Annotated in this window: 18 protein-coding genes and 5 pseudogenes; 11 read left to right on the top strand and 12 right to left on the bottom strand. The window is 68.1% G+C overall.

Going from position 1 to position 25959, the window contains the following annotated elements:
• Positions 1-1699 precede the first annotated feature (1699 nt).
• Both M8I34_RS17190 and M8I34_RS17185 read left to right on the top strand, forming a co-directional pair.
• Entirely contained in the window at positions 1700-1927 is a 228-nt protein-coding gene (locus M8I34_RS17190; protein WP_168482628.1) for an IPT/TIG domain-containing protein, read from the top strand.
• 659 nt (positions 1928-2586) lie between these two features.
• Positions 2587-2727, top strand: a pseudogene (locus M8I34_RS17185) (type I glyceraldehyde-3-phosphate dehydrogenase); the annotation flags it as partial.
• Positions 2728-2932: 205 nt separating this feature from the next.
• Here M8I34_RS17185 and M8I34_RS17180 read toward each other — a convergent pair.
• From M8I34_RS17180 to M8I34_RS17160, 5 genes are all read right to left on the bottom strand, one after another.
• Positions 2933-4642 carry a dihydroxyacetone kinase family protein gene (locus M8I34_RS17180; RefSeq protein ID WP_250050316.1) on the bottom strand — a complete coding sequence of 570 codons (1710 nt, stop codon included), beginning with the start codon at positions 4640-4642 and terminating at the stop codon, positions 2933-2935.
• Between the two features lie 92 nt (positions 4643-4734).
• Positions 4735-5709 carry an aldo/keto reductase gene (locus M8I34_RS17175; RefSeq protein ID WP_250050315.1) on the bottom strand — a complete coding sequence of 325 codons (975 nt, stop codon included), beginning with the start codon at positions 5707-5709 and terminating at the stop codon, positions 4735-4737.
• Between the two features lie 105 nt (positions 5710-5814).
• A complete protein-coding gene (dhaL, locus tag M8I34_RS17170; protein ID WP_250050314.1) occupies positions 5815-6441 on the bottom strand; it encodes a dihydroxyacetone kinase subunit DhaL in 627 nt (208 codons plus the stop codon).
• Positions 6442-6566: 125 nt separating this feature from the next.
• Positions 6567-6923: a hypothetical protein gene (locus tag M8I34_RS17165; protein ID WP_250050313.1), complete on the bottom strand. Its 357-nt coding sequence runs from the start codon at positions 6921-6923 to the stop codon at positions 6567-6569.
• A gap of 263 nt (positions 6924-7186) precedes the next feature.
• Positions 7187-7951 carry an IclR family transcriptional regulator gene (locus M8I34_RS17160; protein WP_250050312.1) on the bottom strand — a complete coding sequence of 255 codons (765 nt, stop codon included), beginning with the start codon at positions 7949-7951 and terminating at the stop codon, positions 7187-7189.
• A 68-nt stretch (positions 7952-8019) separates the two neighbouring features.
• On the opposite strand from M8I34_RS17160, the gene dhaM reads away from it, so the two are divergent.
• The 4 genes and pseudogenes from dhaM to M8I34_RS17140 all read left to right on the top strand — a co-directional run bounded on the left by dhaM (position 8020) and on the right by M8I34_RS17140 (position 11275).
• Positions 8020-8412 carry a dihydroxyacetone kinase phosphoryl donor subunit DhaM gene (gene dhaM / locus M8I34_RS17155; RefSeq protein ID WP_250050311.1) on the top strand — a complete coding sequence of 131 codons (393 nt, stop codon included), beginning with the start codon at positions 8020-8022 and terminating at the stop codon, positions 8410-8412.
• On the top strand, positions 8396-8683 hold the full coding sequence (locus M8I34_RS17150) for an HPr family phosphocarrier protein (RefSeq protein ID WP_250050310.1): 288 nt from the start codon (positions 8396-8398) through the stop codon (positions 8681-8683). Before dhaM ends, M8I34_RS17150 begins: the two co-directional genes overlap by 17 nt.
• A 614-nt stretch (positions 8684-9297) precedes the next feature.
• A pseudogene (locus M8I34_RS17145) lies at positions 9298-10611 on the top strand (Tn3 family transposase); the annotation flags it as partial.
• Positions 10612-10753: 142 nt separating this feature from the next.
• On the top strand, positions 10754-11275 hold the full coding sequence (locus tag M8I34_RS17140) for a hypothetical protein (protein ID WP_250050309.1): 522 nt from the start codon (positions 10754-10756) through the stop codon (positions 11273-11275).
• A gap of 49 nt (positions 11276-11324) precedes the next feature.
• On the opposite strand, the pseudogene M8I34_RS17135 reads toward M8I34_RS17140, so the two are convergent.
• The 3 genes and pseudogenes from M8I34_RS17135 to M8I34_RS17125 all read right to left on the bottom strand — a co-directional run.
• Positions 11325-11708: pseudogene (locus tag M8I34_RS17135) on the bottom strand (NUDIX hydrolase); the annotation flags it as partial.
• A 515-nt stretch (positions 11709-12223) separates the two neighbouring features.
• Positions 12224-13435, bottom strand: a complete 1212-nt coding sequence (locus M8I34_RS17130; RefSeq protein ID WP_250050307.1) for a hypothetical protein — start codon at positions 13433-13435, stop codon at positions 12224-12226.
• Positions 13436-14303: 868 nt separating this feature from the next.
• Positions 14304-14856, bottom strand: a pseudogene (locus tag M8I34_RS17125) (hypothetical protein).
• A 208-nt stretch (positions 14857-15064) separates the two neighbouring features.
• On the opposite strand from M8I34_RS17125, the gene M8I34_RS17120 reads away from it, so the two are divergent.
• Positions 15065-15876 (top strand): IS5 family transposase gene (locus M8I34_RS17120; RefSeq protein ID WP_250050383.1). Its coding sequence is split into 2 segments (ribosomal slippage): positions 15065-15398 and positions 15398-15876, totalling 813 coding nucleotides; the frame shifts between segments, so codons are not numbered across the junction.
• Positions 15877-15998: 122 nt separating this feature from the next.
• On the opposite strand, the gene M8I34_RS17115 is transcribed toward M8I34_RS17120, so the two are convergent.
• From M8I34_RS17115 to M8I34_RS17105, 3 genes are all read right to left on the bottom strand, one after another.
• The gene (locus M8I34_RS17115; RefSeq protein ID WP_250050306.1) at positions 15999-16415 is read right to left on the bottom strand and encodes a nuclear transport factor 2 family protein; all 417 of its coding nucleotides are present in this window, start codon (positions 16413-16415) and stop codon (positions 15999-16001) included.
• 283 nt (positions 16416-16698) lie between these two features.
• Entirely contained in the window at positions 16699-17289 is a 591-nt protein-coding gene (locus M8I34_RS17110) for a transposase (RefSeq protein ID WP_250050305.1), read from the bottom strand.
• Positions 17286-17801, bottom strand: coding sequence for a winged helix-turn-helix domain-containing protein (locus M8I34_RS17105; RefSeq protein WP_250050304.1), 516 nt, complete (start codon positions 17799-17801; stop codon positions 17286-17288). Before M8I34_RS17105 ends, M8I34_RS17110 begins: the two co-directional genes overlap by 4 nt.
• Positions 17802-17917: 116 nt before the next feature.
• On the opposite strand from M8I34_RS17105, the pseudogene M8I34_RS17100 reads away from it, so the two are divergent.
• Positions 17918-18849 (top strand): annotated as a pseudogene (locus tag M8I34_RS17100) (IS5 family transposase).
• A gap of 246 nt (positions 18850-19095) precedes the next feature.
• On the opposite strand, the gene M8I34_RS17095 reads toward M8I34_RS17100, so the two are convergent.
• Entirely contained in the window at positions 19096-20781 is a 1686-nt protein-coding gene (locus tag M8I34_RS17095) for an FxsB family cyclophane-forming radical SAM/SPASM peptide maturase (RefSeq protein WP_250050303.1), read from the bottom strand.
• 462 nt (positions 20782-21243) lie between these two features.
• Between M8I34_RS17095 and M8I34_RS17090 the strand changes: the two genes are divergently transcribed.
• The 3 genes from M8I34_RS17090 to M8I34_RS17080 are packed head-to-tail and all read left to right on the top strand — an operon-like array spanning position 21244 to position 25831.
• Positions 21244-23325, top strand: a complete 2082-nt coding sequence (locus tag M8I34_RS17090) for an AAA family ATPase (protein ID WP_250050302.1) — start codon at positions 21244-21246, stop codon at positions 23323-23325.
• Entirely contained in the window at positions 23322-24956 is a 1635-nt protein-coding gene (locus M8I34_RS17085) for a WD40 repeat domain-containing protein (protein ID WP_250050301.1), read from the top strand. Before M8I34_RS17090 ends, M8I34_RS17085 begins: the two co-directional genes overlap by 4 nt.
• Entirely contained in the window at positions 24953-25831 is an 879-nt protein-coding gene (locus tag M8I34_RS17080; protein WP_250050300.1) for a serine peptidase, read from the top strand. Before M8I34_RS17085 ends, M8I34_RS17080 begins: the two co-directional genes overlap by 4 nt.
• The last annotated feature ends 128 nt before the right edge of the window (positions 25832-25959 follow it).

Genomic DNA, 25959 nt, shown 5'->3' with positions numbered 1-25959 from the left:
CCCCCGGAGCACTGACCCCGAGCCTCTCCTCTCGGGAGGCCCAGCCCCGCCGGATCCGCCCCTTGCTCTCCATCGCCACCCGCACGCGCTCCTCCGCCAGGCTGCGGCCCGCGCCGTGTGGGGTGGTGCCGCGGCGGCGGGCCTCATCCAGGACTGTGGCGGCGTTGGCGCGCAGGCGGGTGGGGACCACGTCGAAGATGTTTCCGGCGTCCCAAGATCATCGCCTGGCGGGTCTCTGGCGTATCGATACGCCCCTCAAGGCCGTCGAGGACAAGGCAAGGCTCCGGGTTCATGATCGACTCTGCCCTTGCCCGACGGGTGCTGTACTGATCACCTCTGGAGCGAGCTTGCGCAGCACAGCACCTTGCGCCGCGTGCGGAACCAAGGCTCCTACTGGACGGACCTGGGCAGATCCAGAAGCAATCAGCTGCGGCCGGGGCGGATCGTCCGATCCGGACGTCGATTCGTCAGGGCTCGTTTGCGACTTGGTCCTCCGGCTGCCAGTGGGAGCTCTGCATTACGGCCCGCCCATCCGTCACAGGACGCCACGGATCACCGGTTCTGAATGAGGTCGGCCGGTGTCGGGAAAGACGGCCCACCGGGCCCGTCCGCCGAACGCAGGAACCCCCGCCGACTAGCCGGCGGGGGTTCCTCACCTCTCACGCGGTATCACACGCGTCTCACCAACAGCATTGACGCTCCTGGACCACAAGGCCCTGACCTGTATATACGCTCATGACCTGGACCACGCAAGACGCGATCTACAACCTGTGCCAGGTGGGACCATCACGGCTCAGGGCAGGTGGTCACCACCCTGCGCGGCCACAGCGAGCGGGTTCTCGCCCTGCGCCAGCAGCTGTGTGAGCTTCACCGCGCACGGCGGTGTTGGCCGGCCCCAATGGATCCCGACCGCCGCAGGGCACTGGACGACGCGCCAGCAGAAGTGTCTCTCGTCGACGCCGGTCACCAAGCGGAGAAGCAGGCGAAGGTCCACCCAGGGCAATAGGCCCAGCTCCAGGAACCGCTCCGATCAAGAACCGGACCATTCCCGGACCAACGACTCCAACAATGTCCCGACGGGAGCTGTTTGTACTGGTCAGCGACGCGCTCCTTCCGTACCACCAGCAGACGAAGAACCTGCCGAGCGCTCCGGACACCTGTACAGCCGACTCCACACAGCGCCTCGAACTCTCAACGCCCCACCGTACTCACGTAGCCATCAGAGCGTCTGACCAGCGACACAGAGCACCTGACGACCCATCAGAACGAGCGTCAAATGAGCGTCATTTCAGCGTCAAGATATCGCCCGTAACGCGCACGGGGAAAACCGCAGGTCAGACGCCATTTTCCGCCCGCTCAAGGATAACAACGCACTCCACATGATGCGTCATCGGAAACCTGTGGATCCTCATCTGAGGACCGACTTCGCGTTGGCGTACGAGGGCGTCTTCAAGGGGCGAAGCCGGCGTCGGGTTCACCGGCCTGATCGCCGCCGACCTCGGGGCACCTCCGTGAGTGCGGAGCGAACGACAGGCGCAAAGCGGGCGGGCACGGGCCGACCGGAAGACCACCGCGTATAGGCCGCCCACCTGTTCCGGGTGGCCTGGCCTTCCCGGGTGACCGGGTCCGCTGCGCCCAGACCGGCATGCCGGTCGCTCCGCGCTCGCGTTCTTGTCGATCACTGCCGGGAGGCGCCTCCATGCCCATGTCCCCGAACCGGGGCCCCACCGCTGGTGGCACCCTGGTCACGATCACCGGCGCGTACCTGGCCGGCACCCGCGAAGTGCTGTTCGGCTCCAGGCCCGCCACCCACATCACCCAGGTCTCGCCGACACAGGTCACCGCGGTGTCCCCAGCTGGCAACGGCGTGGCCGGCGTAACGCTGATCACCGCCGCGGGCGTCAGCAACGCGGCGCCGTTCTACTAATTCGGCCCACCCCACCTGTGTGGCATCAGCCCTGCCTCCGGCCCGCTCGCAGGTGGAGCCACCCTCGGTCGCGGGGTGTTCCTGCTCGTACGGGGCGCCGGCGGCCGGGTTCTGGCCGTCGGTCTCGGCGAGCTGGCGCTCCGGGGCCCTGGTCGGGGCCCGGCTGCTGCGGGCGGTGCGCACGTGGTGTGTCGCCACCTGGGTCTTGGTGCCCGGCATGCAGTGGCTGACGAAAACATATTCCCCGGGCCGCCGCGGAGGCCCGGAGAATATGTTCGTTCTGCTTCAGAGCCCGCCGCAATGCAATGCGGAACATTCAGGCCCGATGGGCTCCAAGAACAGCGCAGGAGCACTCATCACGAGCCGTTTTCAGTCGTTGCCCACCTCGAGCAGCCAGCCATCGCTCCAACTGCAGCGGCAAGACGTGCACCTGGAGCCGGCACGCCGGCTATCCACTCTGATCACCTGATCCGCTTTCTGGCGGCAGGTCTGTGGTGCGAGACCGAGGATGCCGACCCCGTCACTGGCCAGGTTCTCGCCGAAGACCGGAACGCAATGGTGCGTCAGTACATGGCCATGCACGCCGACAAGGCTCACCTCCAGGAGCTTCTGAGAGAAGATCCCCGCCGGTCCGCTCGCTCGCGCGTTCCCCTTCACCAGGGTTGAGCGCCTCCTCGATCTCCGGCTCGGCTCTCACCCGCGTCACCGGCCGGCACGTGAGAGTGGTCGCCTGGTACGACAGCGAGTGGGGCTTCCCGAACCGCGTGATCGACACGCTCGAACTCCTCGCCACCCGCTGACCGGACGCCGTGGCGCGGCTGGGGCGCTCGTCGAGCGTCGCGGTGCTGGACGTGGGTTGTCTGGGCGGCGTGCTGCCTTGAAGGCGGAGAACGGGCCTTGAGGGCGCGAACGCGTCCTCAAGGCCCGTTCCGGGCACGGGACTTGTGGCCGGGGAATGCCGTGCCGGACCGGTGCAGTGGTCGGCGTGACCCGCGCCGGCCGGGGTCAGCGTGCGGTGAGGCGCTCCGGGTCGGGCAGGCGCGTGGCGGTGGCCGGCTCGTAGACGCCGGCGAGCGCGGTGAACAGCAGTGCCACGCCGAAGGAGCCGGGGTCGGGGACGCCGATGGCGTGCTGGCCCACGTAGCTGGCGCGGCCGCGCCGGGGGGTGAGGGAGGCGGTGCTCAGGGCGCCGTGGACAGCGGCCTCGGCGGCGGCGGTGAAGGGGCTGTCGGAGCCGTCGCGGGCGGCTGCGGCCAGGGCGTCGGTGGCGGGAGCGAGTGCGTCCACGAGGGTGCAGTCGCCGACCTTGGCTCCGCCGACCCGGTGGATGGCGTCGAGGCTGGACTTGGCTGCGTCGGCGACGGCGCCTGCGTCAGGCGCCTGGTCGTCGGACCAGGACACGGTGGCCAGGTCCTGGAAGAGGAGCCCGAAGAGCGGACCGCTGGTGCCGCCGACGTCGTTGAGGAAGGCCTCGGCCAGGGCAGCCACGCCGTCGGTCCCTGCTGCGTTCCGCTTGACCGCCCGGCGCACGCCGCCGGCCAGGTTGTCGCCGAAGTCGCCGTCGCCGACGAGCTGGTCGAGGGCGGTGAGGTTGGCGTGGGCCTGGGAGACGATCGCCGCATAGCGGTCGAGAACGGCCCGGCTGGCCGGGGCCTCGCCCTCGCCTGCGGCCGTGGTGTCCTCTTCGGCCACCACGGCCGCCGCGGTGTCCGGGGTCAGGGTGAGGGAGGGCAGGACGAGCGGCGTGTCGGCGGGTGCCGTCCACAGCTCGGCCCACTCCGGCTTCATGTGGGTGAGGGTGATGGAGAAACCGGCCATGTCCAGGGCCGCGGTGAACGTGCCGGGCACGATGGCCAGGGGCGTGATCCCGCGGGCTGCCAGCAGGTCGTGCAGGATCGAGCCGATGGCGTGCAGTTCCAGGCTGGTCGTGGCACCCAGGCCGTTGACGACGGCCAGGACCTTGTCCTGACCTGCGGGCAGGGCCGTCAGCAGGTCGTCGGTCATCTGCGCCACGAGCTCCTCGACGGGGCGGTGCTCGATGGTGCGTGTACCGCGCTCGCCGTGAATGCCGACACCGTAGTCGAGGGTGCCGGGGTTCAGGTCGAAGGCCGGTGCCGCGGTCGAGGGTGAGGTCTGGGCTCGGGCGGCGACGGCAAGGCTGCGGGAGCGCGCGACGATGTCCGCGCCCAGGGCGGCGAGGTCGTCCAGTTTGGCGCCCTGGTCGGCGAAGGCTCCGAGCAGCTTCTCCAGGACGACGGTTGCGGCGGTGCCCCGGCGGCCGGTTGCGGCCTCGGTGCTCTCGGTGGCCAGGTCGTCGTCGACGAGGACCGTGGCTACGGGGATGCCGTCGTGGCGAAGGCGTTCCGCGGCGATCTGGAAGTTGATCACGTCGCCGGTGTAGTTCTTGATGATGAGCAGGACGCCGTTGCTCTTCGCGGCGGCTGCGCTGGCCTCGTAGATCTGCCGGTTGTGCGGGGAGGCGAAGATCTCGCCGGGGCAGACGGCGTCGAGACCGCCGGGGCCCAACAGGCCGGTGTGCAGCGGCTCGTGGCCGGAGCCGCCTCCCGCAACCAGCGCGACCGTGCGGTTGGGGTTGCTGGTGCGGGCCCGCAGGTACAGGGGGCTGCTATTCACTTCGATCAGGCCGGGGTTGGCCAGGGCGAGACCACGTGCGGCGCTGAGAACCGTGTCGGCTTGCGGGAGGAAGTACGTCATGGGGAAAGGCTCCGTTGGAAAGCGGGGGTGGATGGACAGCGGCCGTCAGGCGGTGGGGTGTTGAGGCCAGGTGAAGGGGCCGGCGGTGCGGCTCACCCCCAGGCCAGCCGGGAGCGGTGCGTCCAGTAGGCGCCGGCGGGTTCGGCCAGCTCGGTGAGCCGCTGACGCTGGGTGGGCTGGAGCTTGACGCGCGCCGCCGCGAGGTTGCTGGTGAGCTGGTCGACCGTGGCGGCTCCGGAGAGCACGACGTCGGCCCAGGGCTCGGCGGCGACGGCCGCGAGGGCGACGGCATCGCACGCGGTGCCGGTCTGCTGGGCGATCTCGCGCAGAGCGCTCATCTCGGGTGCCACAACGTAGGGGCCAGCCAGGCGGCCGTTGGCCAGGGCCTCCTTGACGATCACCGCACAGCCGGCATCGTGGGCTTCGGCTAGCGCCTCGCCTGCGGAGCGCTCCAGCAGGTTGTAGGTGGTCTGGACGCTGCCGAACAACGGCCTTCCGCTCACCGTGACCGACAGTGCCGCGCGGATGGTGTCGGCCTGGTTCGGGCCGCTGGTGGACAGGCCGACGGTCACGCCTTCGTCCGCCAGTCGTGCCAGCCGCTCGTGCAGAGCGGTGTCGCTCAGTGCGGGGCTGTCCGGGGTGACGGAGTGAATCTGGTACAGGCTGAGCCGGCCTCCCAGCAGGGCGCGGGACTCGGCGACTTGCCGGTCGTAGGCGGCCGTGCTGTGGTCCTTGACCTCATGGACGTCTGCCTGGATGCTCCAGTTGGCGGTGTAGGTGTAGCCCCACTTGCTGCCCACCACGATGTCCGTGACATCGGGGCGGGCCTGCAGCCACTGGGCGAGATACGTTTCCGCCAGCCCGTAAGAGCGGGCGGCATCGAAGTAGCGCACCCCCTGGGCATAGGCCGCGTCCATCAGGTCGAAGGCCCGCTCTTTGAGGGCCTCGGCCGAGCGGACGGCGGGCAGATCCGTGTCCCGGCCCAGCGTGATGTAGCCGGGCCGGCCGACGGCAGCCAGGCCCAGACCGATCCGCAGGGGCGAGGCCGCCCGGAGTGTCAGACTCATGCGAGGAAACCTTCGTAGCAGTGGGCCGCAGCCGGCGAGCAGAAGCGGGTCATCCCAGGCCGATGCCGGGAGACGGTTGCGGCCTGGTGCGGGTGGGGCGGCCGGTCACGCATGGGCCGCTGTGCCGGCGAGGGCCCGGAAGATCAGGGCCGTCGAGGTTGCTCCCGGATCCTGATGGCCGACGCTGCGCGCCCCGAGGTAGGAGGCGCGGCCCTTGCGTGCCTGCAGGGGCGTGGTGGCGCGCATGCCCTCCTCGGCGGCGTCGGCGGCAGCCTCTGCCGCGGCGGCGAAGCCGGACCCCAGACGGGCTTGCTCCTCGAAGGCGGCCACGGCGGGCGCAAACGCGTCGATCATCGTCTTGTCGCCGGGGACGGCCGTGCCCAGCTTCTGGATGCTTTCCAGACCGGCGGCGAGTGCTCCGGCGAACGCGAGCGGTTCGGCGGCAGGAGTGTCCAGGGCCTTGCCCAGCGCGCGGAACGCGCCCCCGTACAGCGGTCCTGAGGCACCCCCGATGGCGGAGATGAGGGTGGTGCCGGTCTTGATGAGGACGGCTCCGACCGTGTCGGGGTTGAGGTCCGAAACGGCAGCGGCAGCGGCGGTGAATCCGCGGTCCAGGTTGGTCCCGTGATCTGCGTCACCGATCGCCGAGTCGAGCTGGGTGAGGTGATCCTTGTGCTGGCCCACGGCGACGGTGATGGCCTGCACCCACGCACGGGCGAGGTCGATGTCCATGGGGGTCTCCGTTCGATGATCGGTGCATACGGGGTCGGTGGTTGGAAGAGCCGGGGGCGGGGTGCAGCTCACACGGCCGCCTCTGGAGGGCCGCGCCTCATGCACAACCCCGCCCCCGACCCGGTTCAGGCGCCCCATCGCAGGGCGGGGCTGTTCACGGGCGCGTCCCACAGGGACAGCATGTGGGCATCCGCCCTGCACACCGTGGTGGAGACACCCTCCGTGTCCGGACGGGTCACGGAGTTGCCCACCCGCCTGCGAGCGAGGGGCACCTTCGTCGCGGCGCGTACGCCTGCCACCGCGTAGGCCGTCGCGGTGACCGCGACGGTGAAGGCGAGAGTGAGCGTTCCCGACTGCGCCAGGATGAGCGGGGCGCCGGTGATGGTGATCGCGACCGCGGGGACGGACCCGACGATGAGCGCCTGCGCGGCCATCCCCAGCACCCCGGCGCGGAGCCTTGGTGGGCGGGAGTTCTCTTCCATCTGACGGCGTCCGGTGCCGACGCTGGCACGGACCCTTCACCTCCTCCGCGTGATGCGGGATGTGAACGGGAGCCGGGTCCTTCTGTTCGGGCAGAATCCGGCGGCCCTGTGGGAACCGGACGGTCCACCCTCCCCGACATTGTTCATCATTGATGAACGTTGTTCCGGAAGTTAAGCCCACGTTTCACACCTGTCAAGAGCCCTCGACACCGGTCGGCCGCAATGCCGTGCCGGGGCCGAAGCCGCGATGCGGGGGTGTGCGCCTAGGCACCCGGGGCGTACGCAGCCCGGCGCGGGGCTCCCAGATCGCGGGAGAGATTGCGGGCGGTTTCCCGTACGGCAACGGCGAGTTCCCGGCGCGTCGATTCGCCCAGCATGCGCTCAACCGGTCCGACGATGCCGATGGCGCCCGCCACCTCGCCCGAGCGGTCGAAGACGGGCGAGGCGACGCCCGCGTCCCCGATGGCCGACTCCTGGTCCTCGAGCGCGTAGCCGGCCTTCAGGACCTCCTCCAGGTGGCCTGCCAGCGCTTTCCGGTCGGCCATGCTGGCGCTGGTGAGGACCGCCAGCTCCCCGGCGAGCAGGCGTTCGCACACATCCGCCGACGACGAGGCCACGATGGCCTTGCCCAGGGCGCATGTGTTCCACGGGATGCTCGCGCCCACCTCGAGAATCTGCACCGCGCCCTCGGGGCGGAACGCATGGTGGACGATCAATACGTGGTCGCCCGTGAGGACGCCCACCCACACGGCTTCCTTGGTGCGGCTGGCCAGAGCGTCCGCCCAGGTCAACGACCGTGTCCGCAGCTCGTGCGTATCCAGGTACGCGTTGCCCAGCTGCACGAGGTTCGGCCCCAGCTGGTACTTGGAGCTGTCCCGGTCCTGTCCGACCAGACCCTCGATCTCCAGCGTGCGCAGCAGTGCGTGCACCGTGGGCTTCGCAACGCCCAGCCGGTCGGCCAGCTCGGTGACACCCAGCCGGGGACCGCCGGAGGCGAGTTCCCGCAAGATCTGCACTGCTCGATGCACAGACTGGACCATAGAGATCTCCGATTCAGTATTGCTGAACGGTGTTCCGAGATTTAATGTGACTGTTCATGAGCACACCCGTCGGCATCGTACTCGTGTCCCACAGCGCCGAGCTTGCTACAGGTCTGCGCCTGCTGGTGGGCCAGATCGGCTCCGACGCCGTTCCCGTCGTCACCGCGGCCGGAACCGACGACGGCAGGATCGGCACCAGCTACGAACTCGTGCTCAACGCGATCGAGGACGCCGACCGGGGAGCTGGGGTTGTGGTTCTTCCCGACCTCGGCAGTTCCGTTCTGACCACCCGCACCGTCCTGGACGACCACCCCCGCCCGGACGTCGTCATCGTCGACGCTCCCTTCGTCGAGGGCGCCGTCGCCGCGGTGGTTGCCGCCGCGTCCGGCGCCGACCTGCACACCGTCGTCAAATCCGCTGAAGAGGCCCGCCATGTCCGCAAGCTCTGACACCTCCCCCGCCGCCACCGGCCACGAAGCAGCCGTGGTACTTCCCGCCAACCTCCACGCCCGCCCCGCAGGCCAGCTCGCCCGCGCAGCGGGTCAGTTCTCCAGCACCATCGAGCTGGACTTCAACGGCAAGACGATCAATCCCACCGGCGTTCTCGGCGTCATGGGCCTGGGGGCCACAGCCGGAAGCACGGTGACCGTGCGGGCCACCGGTCCCGACGCCCACGACGCGGTCGCCGCGCTGACCGACGTCCTCGCCAACGCCGAATAGCCCCGACCGTCATGAGGCCGCAGATGACGAGCCGCGATCTGTACGTACCCCCGGCCGGCGCCGCGCCTGTCGGCGAAGCCGAATACACCTGCCCGCTGCCGCACATCCCGGAAGCCGTGCGCACCATGCGCCATCGTGCGCGCACCGTGCTCGGAGGCTGGGCCATACCGGCGGCCACGACAGACGACGCGGTCCTGGGCTGGTCACGAACGCCATCGCTCACGCCCTCCCCCCGGCCGTGCTGCGGCTGTCACTGCCGATCGCCGACACGGGTCAGAAGGCCTTGCGTGTGGAAGTCACCGACGGCGGCCCTGCTCTGACTGCCGGGCCAGCTCTCGCCGATGCCCCGTCTGTTCTGGCGGAGTGCGGCCGTGGAGGAGGCATCGTGGGGGCTCTCGCCCTTCAGCACGGCATCTTCTACCGGGCCGCTCGTGTCACCCGGTGGGCCGACCTCCCCGTCGCAGCCTGAGCAGGCCAGCGCGGTCGGTGAGCGGCAGACGGCTCATGTCATGAGCGTGACCGAGAGAGGGCAACGATGGATCTGTGGCCGGACCAGCGGCCGACTTCGCCGGCTGGCTCCAGCAAGCCATCGCGCCGGCCGATAGCGGGCTCATGGTGAACATGGGGCCCGTCTGCTGGAGGGCTCCGAGTGGGAGGCGGTGTGCGAGGACGTCCTGGCGGCCCTGAGCCTGGACATGCCCGTCGAGGAGCACCTGGCGGAGCTGGTGCGGGCCCTGGACGCCGGTTGGAAGCAGCTCGCCGAGCGATTGGAGGAGGCGGGGCCGGCGGCGAAGGTCTCCATCGAGGTGCAGGACGACGGAAGGGTGAAGCTGAACGTCGACAAGCTTGGCGCGCTCGGCGAGCCGAAGTCCCTGACCTGGCTGCGCAAGCGGGTCGAGAAGATGCTCCCGAAGATCGACCTGCCGGACCATTTGTTCGAGGTGAACGCCTGGACCGGCTTCCTGGACGCCTTCGTGCACCTCGGCGATGGCACCACCCAGATGAAGGACCTGTCCACCTCGGTGGTCGCGCTGCTGGTCTCGGAGGCGTGCAACATCGGCCTGGCCCCGGTGGTGAACCCTGGTTACGAGGCCCTGACGCGGGCCCGGCTCGTGCACGTCGACCAGTACTACCTGCGCGCCGACACCATCGCCGCGGCGAACGCGAGGCTCATCGCCGCCCAGGCGGAGGTGCCCATCGTGAGGTCCTGGGGCGAGGGCCTACTCGCCTCTGTAGACGGGCTGCGGTTCGTCGTCCCCGTGCGCACGGTCAGCGCGGCGCCGTCGCCGAAGTACTTCGGGTTCAAGCGGGGCATCACCTGGCTCAACGCCGTCAACGGCCAGGTCGCGGGCATCGGGCAGATGGTCGTGCCCGGCACGCCGCACGACTCCCTGCACATCCTGGACGCGCTGCTGAACCTGGACGGCGGGGTGAAGCCGGAGATGGTGGCCACCGACAACGCCCTCTACTCCGACATGGTGTTCGGTCTGTTCAAGATCCTCGGCTACAACTTCAGCCCGCGGTTCCGCGACCTGGACGACCAGCGGTTCTGGCGGGCCACGATGCCCGGCGTCGAGACCGGCACCTACGGCGCGGTGGAGGACCTGGACCGCAACCGGGTCAACCTGAGCAAGGTGATCACGCACTGGCCGGACATGCTGAAGGTCGCCGGTTCCATGGTCACCAACCAGGTCCGCGCCTACGACCTGCTGCGCATGTTCGGACGCGACGGGCGCCCGACCCCACTGAGTGCGCCGTTCGCCGAGTACGGGCGCATCGCCAAGACCGAGCACCTGCTGCGGGTGGTCGACCCGGTCGATGACACCTACCGCCGTCAGATGAACCGGCAGCTCACCGTGCAGGAGTCCCGCCACAAGCTGGCCCGGGACGTGTGCCACGGCAAGCGCGACACCATCCACCAGGCGTACAGCACAGAACGCCCGCGACTCCTCAGCCGCAACCCACGCCCGCGTCGACGCCATCCACATCGAACTCCAGGCCCTTCGAAATGACGTCCAGCGACAACAACCTGACAGGGCCGAACGCGACAACACACGGCTCCTCGCCGAATTGGCCAGCCTCCGAGCCGCCGTCGAAGGCTGGCGTGCGGAAGTCGCAGCCACCCGCACCACCGCCGCAACCACGACGGCAGAGCCCGAGCCGACCAGCACGCACCCGGCCCAGCAGACAGAACCGGACAGCGCCGACTTCGAGCAGCTCCTCACCCTCGCCGTCGGCATCGCCTACGCCGAGATCACCTGCCACCGTGACCACTGGGACTTCCTCGTTGCTCAATCCAGCAGCGGCCAGCACTTCCGACTCCCCGGTGCCGTAGCCGAAAAGGACGACGGTCTCATCACCGCCGACGTTTCCGGCCGCACCCTCATCGCTGTGGTCGACGCCCTCTGGAAGAGCCAGCAAAGCGCCACTTCCGACCCAGGAACCCGGCACCTCGCCGCCATCATCTACAAGCCCATCGGTCAAGCCCTTGACGTTGTAGCCAGCGACGCCACCACCACTGCCAGCGGCACTACACGACCCGACGTCACCCGCGTCGTCATCGACGACCGGCCAACAGCCGCAACCGGCTGACACGGAGGAAGCCCCGCTCCATGGCGGGGCTTCCTTGTGCCGCGCCGATCTACTCGGCCGCAGCCAGCTCGCCGTCGAGGCACTCCTGCACCGGCTCGAACAGCCCGTAGGGCACGTAGGCCGGGATCTCCCCGTGCGCGACCCACGCCACCTCGGCCAGCTCCTCTTCATCCGCGACATGCGCCACACCGGAGACGACGGAGCAGGCGACGTAGTGCATCAGCCGGCCCGTCTTCGGGTGCACCCGGCCGCCCAGCACCTTGACCACCTCGACGATCAGGCCCGTCTCCTCCTGCGTCTCCCGCACGGCCGCCTGCTCCGGCCACTCTCCAACCTCAAGCTTGCCCGCCGGGAACTGCCAGCGCAGATCGCCCTCCTCAACCGCTCGGCGCACCAGCAGCACACGGCCACCCCGCACGATCACAGCCGCCGAAGCCGTCGCCGCCCGACGTCTCGCCGAGCACGGGCACGGCCCAGTGCCCGCCGCGAACCCCTACTGCCCGGAACGCGGCGCCGTCCTCCGTCCCGGCCCTTGAAGGAGGCACATGCCTACACCAACGCAGCCGAACTCCTGGCCCGCGCTGGACGCTCGAACGACGCCCGAGCTCTCCTTGGCAAGGCGCTCGACGTCTACGACCGCCTCGGCGCCACCTGGGACAGGGCCCGCGCCACCGAACGACTTCGAGACGCGGGAGTCCACCGGGAAACCGCCGGCCGAGACCGCCGCCCCGCACATGGATGGGAGGCGCTGACAAGCAAGCGAGACGGAGTCCGTCCAGCTCGTGGTGCTGGTGGCGCGCGGTGGTTCGACGCCCGTGCCCGCCCACCGTCTCGTCCGTACGCGGTGTTGCCGCGGGCCGACCGGTACCTCCTGCGGTACCAATCATGGGCCGGGGCACGTTGCAGCTGACGCAAACGGCCCCTCTTCCGCACCCCCTCGGACGCCCGTCAGCCGCGCCCGGTGAACTTCTGCCCGACCCCTAGCCCCCGCAGGCTAGCGAGGACTTGCGGGTCCTGGGCGTCGAGCCAGTCGCACAACTGCCGGAAGGAGACCATGCGGACGTCCTTGTGCTTCTCGTCGGCGATGTGCTTGATCGCCTCCTCGACGGCGTCCATGTAGATACCGCCGTTCCACTGCTCGAAGTGGTTGCCGACGAAGAAGGGGGCCCGGTTCGTCTCGTACGCCCGCTGAAAGCCGGCGATGTAGGCGTCAGTGGCCTGCTTGCGCCAGCCCGGGTAGTTGGCCGGAGGGGCCTTGGTGGAGGCTTTCGACTGGTTGGCCATGATGTTGTAGTCCATCGAGAGGACCTGGAAGGAGTGGCCGGGGAAGGGCATCGCCTGGAGCGGGAAGTCCCAGATGCCCTGCTTCTTGGTGGGCCAGACTTGGAGGCCGCCGGGCGAGCTGGCGTCGTACCGCCAGCCGCGCTTCCTGACCGCCGGCAGCAGGTTCGCCTGGCCCAGCAGGCACGGGGTGCGTGCACCGACGAGTTCCTTGCTGTAGTCGAAGGGAAGCGGTTCGAGGTCGGTGAAGCCGGTATTCGTCCGCCACTTGGTCACGAAGTCCATGGCCTGCTCGATCTCGGAGTCCCACTGGGCGGGGGTCCAGTGGGCGACCGAGCCCTTGGCCGTTCCGCAGAAGTGGCCGTTGAAGTGCGTGCCTATCTCGTGGCCCTCCAGCCACGCCGCACGCAGGTTCTTCAGCGTCAGCTTGATGTTGTCGTCCTTGAGGAGCTCGATGTCAGAGGCGCCGACGGGGTTGTTCGGTGGCCGGTAGAGCCGACGCTTCGACTCGGGCAGCAGGTACAGCCCGGAAAGGAAGAAGGTCATCGAGGCCTTGTGGTCGCGGGCGAGCTTGCGGAACCGCGGGAAGAGGCCTTCACCTATCTCAGCCGCCCCGTCCCAGGAGAAGACCACGAACTGGGGCGGCTTCTGGCCCGGCTCCAGCCGCTCCAGCTTGGACGGCTGCTTCGGCTGCTTGCCAGTGAAGGCGGTCGAGCCATCGCCTATCGGCTTCGCCCGGGCCGCCGGGTCCGTCTGCCCGGGCTTGCCCGCCACCCTGCCGGATCCTGACGACCCGGCGGAGGAGCAACCAGCGACGGACAGCGTCACCGCCGCCCCTGCTCCGAGTCCGAGCATTCCCCGTCGACTGAATTCGCGCATAGCAGTCCTCATCGCATTTACTCGCCCTGAAGTCCCCCTTGGGACGCCCAGAGAGATGGGCCAGCTGATGTCGGGGTTCCGTTATGGCAGCGAAATTCAAGGAGTGGACGGATCGGCAACGGAGGGTCGCTGGACGGTCACCGGTGAGCGCTTGCGGAATCCCTACTGGCGAGTATCAGTCAGGTGAGGGATGCCGGTGGCGTTTCTTTCAGTAAAGGATGAGGGGGAAGTCAGACCGACAAAGAAACGGACAGTCAGATCGCGGTTCTGTCGGGTGGTTACCAGAGAATCAAACCTCTCCGTGGGCTCACCGTCGCCTGCACCAGGTTCTGAACCAGCAGGCCGGGAATCGGCACGAATTCGGGGAGAGGTGCGGCAACGGCCCCGTCGAGCGTGATTCAGCCTTGGGTACCACGCGAAAAGCGAGGACGTCGGCACCCATTCAGCAGCAGCCTGTCCTCCAGCGGAAGACTCCACGACCGCCCGTTGACAACCGAATTCCCATCCTCGTACCGCAGCACGGCCGCCGGCCTGCCGAACAGAGGCGGGCGGGTTTCACCACGTGGCGGGGGCCTGCACGCGAAATTCTCTGGTTCGTAGAATCCTTGGGGATTCACCTTCAGGTCCTTCAGAATCGCCGGTAGCAGTCGCTGCTTCGAGATGACCTCGCGGATCGAATGAGGGTTGGTGAATGTCTGTTGGGGGGCCTGGTAGAAGGTGACAGCCAAGCCCATCTTGCGCAAGTTGCTCCCTTGGGGCGAAGCCTTTGCGTGCCGGGAGTTGGTAGGATTTCGCTCCCGCACCTAAGGGCTGTCCCGCAATGACCGCGGCTCCGAGTACGTAGCCGCCTGAAGATGCGATGACGTGCTCAGCCGGTGGTTCGTGGAGTGCCCAGGGAACGGGCGAAGTCGGCGAGCGCGTGGAAGTCATTTCTCCCGTAGGCCGACCCGAGGGTTGACGTGGTGCAGGAGCCCGGGCCCTCGATGGTGGGCGGCTACGTATGTCTGATCCAGATCGCTCTGTTCGTCGTCCACCCAGGCGAAAGGACGGCCGCCTGCGTAGCTCACCAGCGGGCCGGTCTTCCAGTGGATGCCGTCAGGGCGTTCTTGGAGCAACACGTCACCGAAGTCGACGAAGGGAAGCTCTGGAAGGCCGAGGACCGGTGCGATCCACCGGTTGGCGTCGTCCATCCACGTGGTTGCCCAGCACAGCTCGAAGCCTAGCCGGAGCAGGAATCGTCCGTGTTCCGGGTTGAGCCAGACCCGCAAGGGGCGTCGCCGGGACGAGAGGCCCCTGCCCTCCTCATGGGTGTCGTCCTGGGGCACTCTGAGTGTGGTGTAGCCGTCGGGACGCTTCTCCGGCTTGGCCGCGTAAGGGTTGAGCGGTCCGTCCACGTCGAGGAACAGCAGTGGTCGGCTCACGGTTTCCCCCGATCTGCTCACTGCCGACTGCCCCGAGAAGCGTAGCTGCAGAGATCGTCTCGGCATTGGGCTGGTTTGAGTGATGATCATGATGTGGTGAGTGTGATCACGGCATCGGAGCCGTCCTGGATAGCCCCGTTTAGACGTCATTTCATTTGGTGTGATCTTGCGGCAGTCTGGAACGGTGACTGCATCGCTTGTTGAGCGGATGGTGGCGGACGACCTGTGGGAGTTGTTCGAGCGGGTGGTTCCGCCGGCTCCGGAACGCCCGCAGGGCGGTGGCCGGCGGCGGCACGGTGACCGGGAGGTCCTGGCCGCGATCATTTTCGTGGCCACCTCGGGATGCACATGGAACCAACTGCCGCCGGGCTTCGGACCTTCGGGGGTGACCGCGTTCCGCCGGTTCACCGAGTGGACCGAGGCAAGAGTGTGGGCCAAGCTCCACCGCTTGGTACTCGACGAGCTCGGCGCCCAGGGCGAGCTGGACTGGTCGCGGTGCGCGGTCGACTCCGTCAGCGTCCGCGCCCTCAAAGGGGGCGGCTGACGGGATCGAATCCGACCGACCGCGGCAAGAACGGATCAAAAATCCACCTGCTCGTCGACCGCAACGGCCTGCCCCTGCCACTCGGCGTCTCCGCGGCCAACCTCCACGACAGCCAGGCCCTCATCCCGCTGGTCCGCGGTATCCCGCCCATCCGCTCCCGCCGCGGCCCCCGACGCCGACGGCCCGCCAAGCTCCACGGCGACAAAGGCTACGACTACCCCCACCTGCGGCGCTGGCTCTCCCTTCGGCAAATCAGCCACCGCATCGCCCGCAGAGGCACCGAGTCCTCCAAGCACCTGGGCCGACACCGTTGGGTCGTAGAGCGCACGGTGTCCTGGCTGTCGGGATGCCGACGCCTCCACCGCCGCTACGAACGCAGCCCCGAGCACTTCCTCGCCTTCACAGCCATCGCGGCAACCCTTATATGCCACCGCCGCATCGCCAAATGGAGAGGTCTGTGCAGGGTGGCGGGCTGACAGCCGGGCGGCCACCACAGCCGTGCCGACCATCGCCTCCTCATGCATGTCGTGATCAACGCTGCCTTCGGTGTCACGGGCTGCTCGGGACGCCGAGGAGGTTCGCATCGGCTCCCCAAGCATCAGCTCGTGAGTGTCTCGTGCGGGAAGGACGAGGTGACGACGCGACTGGCGAACTTCCACTGGCCTGCGACCCGGACGTAGCGATCGCTGTACGTGACGTGGGCGCGCGCGTAACTGCCATCGGTCTTCACGATCTCGACGAGACAGTTGACCCTGCCTTCACCATGGTCACCCTCGATGCTGGTGATCAGGTGGTTGAACATCATATGGACGACTTTCGTGGAGTTGGCCATGAGGGCGTCGCGGAAGAAGACGCGGATCGCCTCGCGGCCTTCGAACAAGCCGAGACCGGTTTCGGTCTCGTCCAGGGTGCCGTCCTCGGCCCAACAGTCGACGGACTCGTCAAGCTGCCCAGAGTCGAAAGCAATCGCGTAGCGACTATTGAGGTCCTGGATCTCTGCACGGTTATCGCTCATGCCGGAATTGTACGTTTGCGAACATGATCAGAATCGACCGGTGTGGCGCACCGGAGGAGAGCCGCCCTCCGTAGTCGGCGTGCGCCGGGTGGAGTGGACCATACATCTGAACCAAGCTCACCTACGGCCAGTGCAGCGGCGCGGCACTGGCGGCGCGGGGCCTGCCCGGCCAGAATGCTCACTCATATCCGACCGGGCACGGTGCGGTCATCTTTTGCCGAGAGGGCCGACCTGCGGGACTTCGGACATATGCCATCGCCGCATCGCCAAATGAAATGACGTCTTACTGATCTTTTCGTAAGTTCGGTGGGTGTGGTGGCTGGATGGTCAGGCCGGTGTGGGCGAGGTAGGACCATGGCAGGTGCTGGTTGTGATTGATCCGGTGGACGCCTTGTTCGGTGGCGTCGGCAACGTCGGCGAGGTGGTCGCCGGCGAGGTTGGCGAGTTCGCGCTTCTTGAGCGACGACCAGAGCAGTTCCACCGGGTTCAGCTCGGGTGCGTATGCGGGTAATCGCTCGAGGGTGAGCCAGTCCCGCTCGGTGACCCAGGCTCGCATCGCCCGGCTCCAGTGGGCGGACAGACCGTCCCAGACCAAGATCACTGGCTCGCCACGGTAGAACGCTTCGACCTGTTCAAGGACCTCGATGAGAGCGATGGTGTCGTAGCTGCCGGGCTTGAGGTGGAAACACAGGCGAGGACCGCGGTCGAAGTCGGTGGAGTGGTAGCCCAGAGCCGCGGCCATCGACGCACGCTTCCAGTTCAGCCGGTGCCGCAGAAGCGGCGTGCGGCCGCGAGGTGCGTAAGTACGGCGGATCTGGGGCAGCAGCGAGACGCATGATTCGTCGAGGAACACGATCCAGGCACGTGTGTTCACCGCCCCCTTTTGATTCGCGGCCACTCGTGCGTGATCCAGCGGGCGATCCCGGACTCGTCCCGCTCCACCACCCGCCGCTCAGGCCGCTGCAGACTCCACCCCAGCCGGCCGGTCAGCAGACGCCACACCGACGCCCGTGACAGGGACACTCCTGTCACCCGCTCGACGACCGCGCCGACTCGTTCCAGCGTCCACAGATCGGCCTCGAATCCATGAGCCTGGGCACCCCGCTCCAAGACGGCCCGCACAGTCTCGACCTGGGCGTCATTCAGCTTGGGCGGGCGACCGGTGGCCGGACGCCGGCGTAAGGCTGGAGCACCCCCTTCCTCCCACACACGCCTCCACCGCCGCACGCTCTCGGCACACACTCCCACCGCCCGCGCGATCTCCGGATTCGACCCGCCCTCCTCGAACAGCTCGACCGCCCGAACACGACGCGCCTCCGCCAACTCCGGCCGTGACAACGGAGGTACGGAAGAACCAGACGCAGAGGACAAAGGTCGATAAGCCATCCCGACAGCCTCCCACCCACAAAGCCACCACATCCACCGAACTTTACGAAAAGATCAGTAGGCAGTGTTTCTCGGATCTCCGGACGTGGGTGGGGTGTTGGGGTCAGGCTGGTTCCATGGGTCGTGGGGATTTAACGAACGCAGAGTGGCATCGACTGGAGTCGTTCTTGCCTCGTGGCGGTGCGCGTGGGGGTCGGTGGAGTGATCACCGGCGGGTGATTAACGGGGTGCTGTACCGGGTGCGGACGGGTGTGCAGTGGCGGGATCTTCCCGAGAGGTTCGGGCCGTGGGAGACGGTCTACAAACGTCATCGCCGCTGGTCAGCGGACGGAACGTGGCAGAGGCTGCTGTCCCTTGTCCAGGCCGCCGAGGACGCTGAGGGCCAAATCGACTGGGACGTGTCAGTGGACTCCACCGCGGTGCGGGCTCACCAGCACGCCGCCGGCGCAAGGAAGGTGCCCCCAGCCGCGGTTCCTCAAAAGGGGGCCGGGCAGGGGACAAACCGGGTCGGTCCGGTGCTGCGGAAACTGGCCGTCCGATTGGAGGAGGTGGTCAGATCGGCGAATGCCTGGGACGCTCCCGCGGCGGCTTCACCACCAAAATCCACCTCGCCGCCGAGGGACGGTGCCGGCCCCTCGCGCTCGTTGTGACACCCGGGCACTACGGTGACGGCCCCCAGCTCGACCGGGTGCTGGGGCAGGTTTCCGTGCCCCGCACCGGAGTCGGACGGCCCCGCACCCGGCCCGACCACGTCCTGGCGGACAAGGCCTACACCTCCCGCAAGAACCGCCGTTACCTGCGACGACGCGGAATCCGGCACACCATCCCCGAACACCTCGACCAGCAACGACACCGGCACAACCGCGGCTCCGACGGCGGCCGGCCCATCGGATTCGACAGCGAACGCTACAAGAAACGCAACACCGTCGAGCGAGCCATCAACCGCCTCAAGGGCTTCCGGGCCGTCGCCACCCGCTACGAGAAACGCGCCTACGTCTACCTCGGAACCGTCACGGTCGCGACCCTCATGATCTGGCTCCGAACATGATCCGAGAAACAGCGCCTAGTCCAGAAAGGAAGCGGTGATCTGAGCGGCCTGGGCCTGGACAGCCGCTGGTGCGGCGACCTTGGAAGCCGGGCAGTCCCCGACCCCGCCCTCCTTTGGTCCGTCGGGGGGAGGTTGGTGTTAGGCATCCGGTTGCCCGCGAGGGGTAGGTCCGCAGCGGCCTTCGTCGAGCCCGACTTGGCCAGGTCCTCCATCTCCTCCAGGCCGGCGCTCGGTTCGACGTCCTCGTCACACCCTCCGCGGACATTGAGGATGGGGCCCCCTGCCATTTCCCCTGGCGACGTAGCCGAGTTCACGCAACTCTCCCCCCAGCCGGCGCGAAACGTGTCGGATGAGGTGTTCGAGGTCACCGCAGTACACCGAGGGGTTGAGAAAGCCCTCACCCGCGCGGTAGCGGTGTGCGTAGTTCCCACCGCCGCACACGGCCACCACAGGGCAGGCTTGGCATGTGGCGGCCAGAGCGGCCCTTCCCAGCTGCCGGGCGACCACGCCGGGGTGGTTTAGCACCTCATCGAAGGAGTGGCGGAACACGTCCATGCCGGTCACTGCCGCCCCGTGGTAGGCGGTCTTGAGCGAGTCGACCTGCTCCACGGTGCCATCGGTCTCGACAACGACCGCCACCATCGGCGACATGCCCACGGCGTCAGAAGCGGCAGGGAGACCGGCGAGAAGCGCGATGACGTCGGTGAAGAGACGGATGTGCGGAGGTGGCCGGTCAGCGTCAAACCACAAGTCGAACGCTGCGGCCAGCCAATCGCCGTACGGTGTCGGCCTGGGCCCGTCAGGATGCGTGCACATGCCAGGTGAGGGTGAGGACCAGGTGGCATGCGGGAGCAGGAATTCCAGGGACGGCGGCGCCAGGTCCAGCAGCGATGTATACACGGCGCCCACCGGCACCCGCGGATCTACGGTAGAGAGCACGCCGGCATAGAGGTCGGGGTAGTCGGCCAACAGCCGGACACCTCGTGAGGCCGCAGGCCACGCTGGCCGGCCAGCGTGATCGACGCGCCGCCGGTTGTGCCGTGCGAGACCGCCATCGAGGCTGATACCCACCCGGACCTTCGCGACGGCGAGCGCATCCAGTGTCCGCCGGTTCAGCAGGGTGCCGTTGGTCTGGAGGCTGGCATGGACCGAGCACCGCCCGCCGGTCACTTCGGCCACCCGCTGTCGTACCGCTTCGACGTAACGGATCGGCAGACCGGGCCCAGTAAGGAGTGGCTCTCCTCCGTGCAAATTGGTCTCGACAGCACGCAACGCGTGGCTGTGCGCGTGCTCCGCGATACGGTCGGCCACACGCTCTATGACAGAGTCGGAGACCCGTACCGGCTTGTCCCGCCAGCTCTGGTCTTCCGAGTGGTAGACGTAGCAGTACGTGCAGGACAGGTTGCACCGGCCGTGCGTTTTCAGCACGAACTGCCGGAAGGGCATTGGGCGCAGACCTGCGGTCCGCAGTGCGCCCACATCGAGCCCACTCGGCCACTCAGTGGTCATGCCGGGTTCACCGATCCCAGGACGTCGCCCAAGCGGGGCCTCGGGACCGGTTCGCTTGGCATCTGCGACCGGTTTATCCCGTTCCTCCGTCGGCCTCTGCTCCGCCAGTTGCTCGGGATTCTCTGGCCCCGAAGGCTCATTCGGCGCCTCGGGCTCGGGGACGAGCGGACGGTAGGGCCGGCGGTACGGCTCGTCGTACGGATTGTCGTCGGGATAGGGGTCAGGGCCGTCCGCGTAGAAGGCTAGGGCCTCATGGCCCGGGAGTGCGCGCGGCAGCAGAGCGGCGACGGCGACGGCAAGCGCCGGGCGGCGGCTCGTCGTGGCGAGCTCCGTCAGGTCCGCTACGTCTGTGAAGAACAACGGCTGCGTGCGCGAGGAGGCCTCATCGGACTGGAGCGAGAAGCTGGCTGGGGTCCTCGGCACGGGTTCCCTCCACACGGCGCAGTGCTCGGACGGCCCGCACCGGCATACGATGGGGCTTGTTCAGGGCCACACATGGTACGTCTCCTGGTTTGCCGGCGTGCACTGCTCGCTGGACAGCTCTGACGACAGATCAACTGACGGCCCTCAGAGCTAGCCGGGAACAGCACAGGTGAATCCTCAAGGAGGCCGCTCGCGAAGGCCAGGCTCCACGTTGTGCACCTCCGAAAGCCCCAGCCTGCCGCCAGGTATCTCGCGACCCGCCTGCCCTCCGACCGGCAGGGGAGCCGACGGACTCCTGCGGCGTCACCCGGAATCCCCATCTCCTCGTCATGATCGAGCGCCGTGCCCCTAGCGACGCGCGAGGCGACCTTGGCAAGTGACCTTCCGGACTGTGCATTTCCGGAAACTCTGCCACTGCTGTGAAAGCAGTGCATATCCTCGGGATCGGAAGGCGGGGGTGTGATGAGCGAAGAAGCCCGCCGCGAAGATGCGGCCCGCACGGTGTTGGCCGTGGGCGTACCCGTGGCTGCGCTGTACGAGGACGGGCTGCCGGCGCTTGGAGGGCTAGATCCGCTGCACGAGGCTCCTGGACATGCCGCCTCGATGTCGAAGGTGTTACGGGAGTTCGGGTACGTGGAGTACCGGCGGACGAGCCCTCACTCGGTTCTGGGCGAGGAGATCCGCAGTGCGGTGACGTCGAGCGACAGTTCCGTGCTGGTCGTGCATGTCGTTGCTCACGGCGCCCTGGCCGAGAGCGGTGACCGCGGCCTGTACGTAGTGGGCAGCGACGGTAGCACTCTCGACGATCCGGTCTCGTCCTGGATCAGCTTGATCGAATCACACCCCGGCAAGCAGCGGCCGTTGACGCTGTTCATCCTCGACCTGTGCCACTCCGGAGCCGCAGCGACCCTGCCCTGGCACCAGGAGATGCCGACCGGTCGGCGTCGCGCCTGGGTCATCTCCGCGACCAGCCGTATGGACAAGGCGTTCGACTACCGGCTGAGCAGGGCCACAACCACCGTGCTTCAACAGTATCTGGACGGCACCCTGCGGGTGGACCCCTCCTACCGGCACATTCCCCTGCCCACCGTGGGCCATGAGATCAGCCGTGTGGTGGCGGAACTCAACGCGGCCGAGGGCTACACCCAGCAGATCGAGGTCAGCCGCGTACCGTTCACCGACCACACTCAGCTCGATGATCTGCCGTTCTTCCCCAATCCCGGACACCAGAGACGGGTCAGTGTGCTGTCGGAGGTCGACTCCGGCGTCGCCTCCCTGCTGGACGAAACCTTCGACCCGCGTCACTTCATGCTGCGCGGTGCCGGCACCGAACTGCTGGACCGCGGGCTGGGGCAAGGGTACTTCCGCGGGCGAGAAGCGGAAGTTCGCACCCTGACCGCCTGGTTCAACGGCCAGGGCCCCGGTTTCCAGATCGTGACCGGCAAACGCGGGGTGGGCAAATCGGCCCTGCTGGGCGTCCTGATCTGTGCCGCGCACCCCGCGCTGCGCACCCCGACGCAGCCCCTGTGGTTTGTGCTGCCGGCCAAGCCGGCCCGCAACGACCGGCTCTTCGTGGTTCACGCGCGCCGCCGCAGCCTCGAACAGATCGCCGACTCCCTCGCCCGCCAGATGGGTGCTACCGAGGAAGACTGCCCCACCGGGGGCTGGGACGCGGAAGGCCTCACCCGGCTTGCGCACGCCGGAGTCGGTGCGGCGTACACCCTGGTGATCGACGCACTCGACGAGGCCGAACGCCCCGACGACGTCGCCCAGGCCCTGCTGCTGCCCTTGGCCCGTTCCGCCCTCACCGCCGGCACAGGACTGCGGCTGCTGGTCGGTACCCGATCCGATCCGCGCTTTGCCGCCCTCCTCCAGCTTGCACAGGACACGGGCGGGCTGATCAACCTCGACGACGCCGTACCCTGCGACGTTTACAGGGCCCTGCGGCAATACGTCGCCGACCTGCTCGCCGTCGATACCCCCTACGCTGCGTGGGACGCGGCGGACGCCGCCGATGCCCTCGCCGAGGGCATCGCGGCCCGTCTGACCAGCATCGACGACCCGGGCCGGGACGAGGCCCACGTACCCGAAGGGACGAGCCCCCTGGGGTGGGGGGAATTCCTGGTCGCCGGGCTCTATCTCCAGCGTGTCCTCGACCTGCCCACCGAGCGAGACCCGGACCTCGCCCGCCAACTCGGACTGGCCGTCCCGATGGGTCTTCCCGAGCTTCTCGAGCTGGATCTCGCCCGCCGCACCGACCGGCCCCACCTACGACCCACCCTGGCCGCCCTCGCCCATGCCAAGGGCCTGGGCATGCCCGAACGCGTCGTGGCCCACATCGCCGCCGCGTTCGCCCCCGCCCAGGCCGACAGCGGCCCGCTGCCGCATGCAGCCGTGCGTACGGCCCTGGCGCAGGCGCACTTCTATCTGCGCCGCGAAATCGACGTCAACGGCACCACTTTGTATCGGCTCTTTCACGAAGGCCTCGCCGAACACCTGTGTGCCGACCCGTACGGCTCCCCAGGACAGGAGCAGACCTCATGAGCATCACCTCTCCTGCGCCGTCTGCGCTGATCGTCTACGAGCGACTCCTCGCGTCGCTGCCTATGGCGGAGGACGGCCGCCCCGCCTGGGACGTCGCCGATCCCTACCTGCTGCGCCACGCCGCCCAGCACGCGGCCAACGCCGGAAGGACGGACGAGCTCCTCCAGGATCCCGGCTTCCTCGTCCACGGCGAGCCCGAGATGGTGAACGCCGCCCTGCGTGAAGCCACCACCCAGGGCGCACGGGTCGCAGCCGCCATCTACCGAACCTCCTACACGACCCATCGGAACCTCGCCGCTGACCATCGACGGCAGATCCTTGCCCTCGACGCCGCCCGTTTCCGCTCCACGGAACTCAGCAACGAATTCGCCCGCGGCACCGATTGGCAACCTCTGTGGGCAACCGGGACCCAGGTCTCGACCGCACTCACCGCGCCCCTGACCGGCCACACAGGCCCAGTGCTGGCGGTGGCGACAACCGTGATGGACGGCCGGCCCATCGCCATCACCGGCGCAGGCGACCACTCGGTACGAGTATGGGACCTGGCCACCGGCCGGAGCACCGCCACACTCACCGGCCACACCAACTGGGTATGGGCGGTGGCCACAGCAGAGGTCAACGGCCGACCCATCGCCATCACCACCAGCGACGAAGGCTCAGTACGCATATGGGACCTGGCCAGCAGCACGCCGGTCAGCGAACCCCTCACCGGCCACACCAACTGGGTACTGGCAGTGGCCACAGCAGAGGTCAACGGCCGACCCATCGCCATCACCACCAGCGACGAAGGCTCAGTACGCATATGGGACCTGGCCAGCAGCACGCCGGTCAGCGAACCCCTCACCGGCCACACGGGTCCGGTGAGGGCGGTGGCCACAGCCGTGGTGGACGGCCGGCCCGTCGCTGTCACCGCCGGAGGCGACCGTTCAGTACGCGTATGGGACCTGGCCACCGGCACCCCACTCGGCAAACCCCTCACCGGCCACACCGACTGGGTACTGGCGGTGGCCACAGCGCAGGTGCACGGCCGCCCCGTCGCCATCACCGCCGGAGGCGACCGCTCAGTACGCGTATGGGACCTGACCACCGGCACCCCACTCGGCAAACCCCTCACCGGCCACACCGGCCCCGTACGAGCCGTAGCCACAGCGCAGGTGCACGGCCAACCCATCGCCATCACCACCAGCAACGAGGGCTCGGTACGCGTATGGGACCTGACCGCCGACACCCCACTCGGCAAACCCCTCACCGGCCACACCAGCCCCGTACGAGCCGTAACAACGGCTGAAGTGGACGGCCGGCCCACCACTGTCACCACGGGTGATGAGGGCTGGGTACACATGTGGGACTTGACCACCGGCACCCCACTCGGCAAACCCCTCACCGGCCACACCAGCTCTGTGTGGGCGGTGGCGTCCGCTGAGGTCGGCGGTCGGCCCGTCGCCATCACCGCCGGAGGCGACCACGCGGTGCGGGTGTGGGACCTGATCACCGCGTCGTGCCTGACCGCGCTTGTATTGCCCTATGCCGCACAGTGTGCGCACCTCGTGCCAGACGGCACCCTGCTGCTCGGTATGGGCCATGAAGTCATCGCACTCAGCCTCGAACCGGTTCTCAGGAGACTCCGATGAGCAGTCCTACTTCCGGGCCCCTCACCATTGTTGCCGTCCACGGAGTGGGGCATTACGACCCCCGCGCCACAGCCGCCCAGGTCCGCGCAGCACACATCCCACGCTGGACAGACCACCTCACCGGCGGGCTGGGGGTCGCGGCAGCCCGCCTCGACGTCGATTTCGCCTACTACGCACCCATGCTCAACTCCGGTCGCACAGTCCAAGGACACCACGAGGCAAATGAGTTGAGCGACCCTGTGTCCAGGGAACTGATGGCGGCGTGGCTTGAGCAACTGGGAGCACCCCGGCCTGTCACCCAGGGCGCGCTGACATTGCCGCTGCGCCATGCCGCGAGCTGGGTGGCCGAGAAGTTCAGCCTGGACGGGCGTCTAACCCAGCTCTTCATCCGGCTGTTTTTCCAAGAAGTAGCTGCCTACCTGCGCACTGACGAGTCCCCAGCGCGGCTGGCGGCCCGGGAGGAGGTCGCTATGCGGATCGCCCAGCACCGTCCCCGAGTTGTCATCGCCCACTCCCTGGGCACCGTAATCGCGTACGAAGCCCTGCACGCATACCCCGAGCTGCAGGTGGACCTTTTCCTCAGCTTGGGCTCCCCGCTTGCCCTGCCACGCGCCGTCTTCGACCGTCTCCTCCCCCGCCCCCTCGGCGACCCGCCGGCACGCCTTGGCGCCCGCCCCGGTGGCGTCGCACGATGGGTGAACATCGCAGACCCGGGAGATCCGGTGGCCATCCCGCCCCACCTCGCCCGCTCCTTTACTGGCATCGCCTTGGACCTGACCGATTCCGTCCACACCGCGTTCGGATTCCACCACGCCAAGAACTACCTGTCCTGTGCCGCCACCGCCGCCACTCTGGGGCCCTACTTGGGCATGTAATCGTCATTTATCCGTCGGCCCCGAGCGGCGGCCGCCACGTTGCCCGTTGCCCTGAGTCCTACTCCCTCATTGAAAGGGGTGTTTAAGTGAGCGTTTGATTCTCCGATGTCCGTTTCATTTGGCTTAGC

This window comes from Streptomyces sp. MCA2 (genome assembly GCF_023544705.1).
GTDB lineage: Bacteria > Actinomycetota > Actinomycetes > Streptomycetales > Streptomycetaceae > Streptomyces > Streptomyces decoyicus.
The sequence above is the reverse complement of the archived record's forward strand: the minus strand, read 5'-3'. Positions and strand labels throughout refer to the sequence as shown.

What these genes read in the sequence shown, in the direction of transcription:
- M8I34_RS17150 (WP_250050310.1), top strand. Translation starts at nt 8,396, where the DNA reads ATGTCCGCAAGCTCTGACACCTCCCCCGCCGCCACCGGCCACGAAGCA.
- M8I34_RS17085 (WP_250050301.1), top strand. Translation starts at nt 23,322, where the DNA reads ATGAGCATCACCTCTCCTGCGCCGTCTGCGCTGATCGTCTACGAGCGA.
- M8I34_RS17175 (WP_250050315.1), bottom strand. Translation starts at nt 5,709, where the DNA reads ATGAGTCTGACACTCCGGGCGGCCTCGCCCCTGCGGATCGGTCTGGGC.
- M8I34_RS17090 (WP_250050302.1), top strand. Translation starts at nt 21,244, where the DNA reads ATGAGCGAAGAAGCCCGCCGCGAAGATGCGGCCCGCACGGTGTTGGCC.
- M8I34_RS17105 (WP_250050304.1), bottom strand. Translation starts at nt 17,801, where the DNA reads ATGGCTTATCGACCTTTGTCCTCTGCGTCTGGTTCTTCCGTACCTCCG.
- M8I34_RS17130 (WP_250050307.1), bottom strand. Translation starts at nt 13,435, where the DNA reads ATGCGCGAATTCAGTCGACGGGGAATGCTCGGACTCGGAGCAGGGGCG.
- M8I34_RS17190 (WP_168482628.1), top strand. Translation starts at nt 1,700, where the DNA reads ATGCCCATGTCCCCGAACCGGGGCCCCACCGCTGGTGGCACCCTGGTC.
- M8I34_RS17080 (WP_250050300.1), top strand. Translation starts at nt 24,953, where the DNA reads ATGAGCAGTCCTACTTCCGGGCCCCTCACCATTGTTGCCGTCCACGGA.
- dhaM (WP_250050311.1), top strand. Translation starts at nt 8,020, where the DNA reads ATGAGCACACCCGTCGGCATCGTACTCGTGTCCCACAGCGCCGAGCTT.
- dhaL (WP_250050314.1), bottom strand. Translation starts at nt 6,441, where the DNA reads ATGGACATCGACCTCGCCCGTGCGTGGGTGCAGGCCATCACCGTCGCC.
- M8I34_RS17165 (WP_250050313.1), bottom strand. Translation starts at nt 6,923, where the DNA reads ATGGAAGAGAACTCCCGCCCACCAAGGCTCCGCGCCGGGGTGCTGGGG.
- M8I34_RS17115 (WP_250050306.1), bottom strand. Translation starts at nt 16,415, where the DNA reads ATGAGCGATAACCGTGCAGAGATCCAGGACCTCAATAGTCGCTACGCG.
- M8I34_RS17180 (WP_250050316.1), bottom strand. Translation starts at nt 4,642, where the DNA reads ATGACGTACTTCCTCCCGCAAGCCGACACGGTTCTCAGCGCCGCACGT.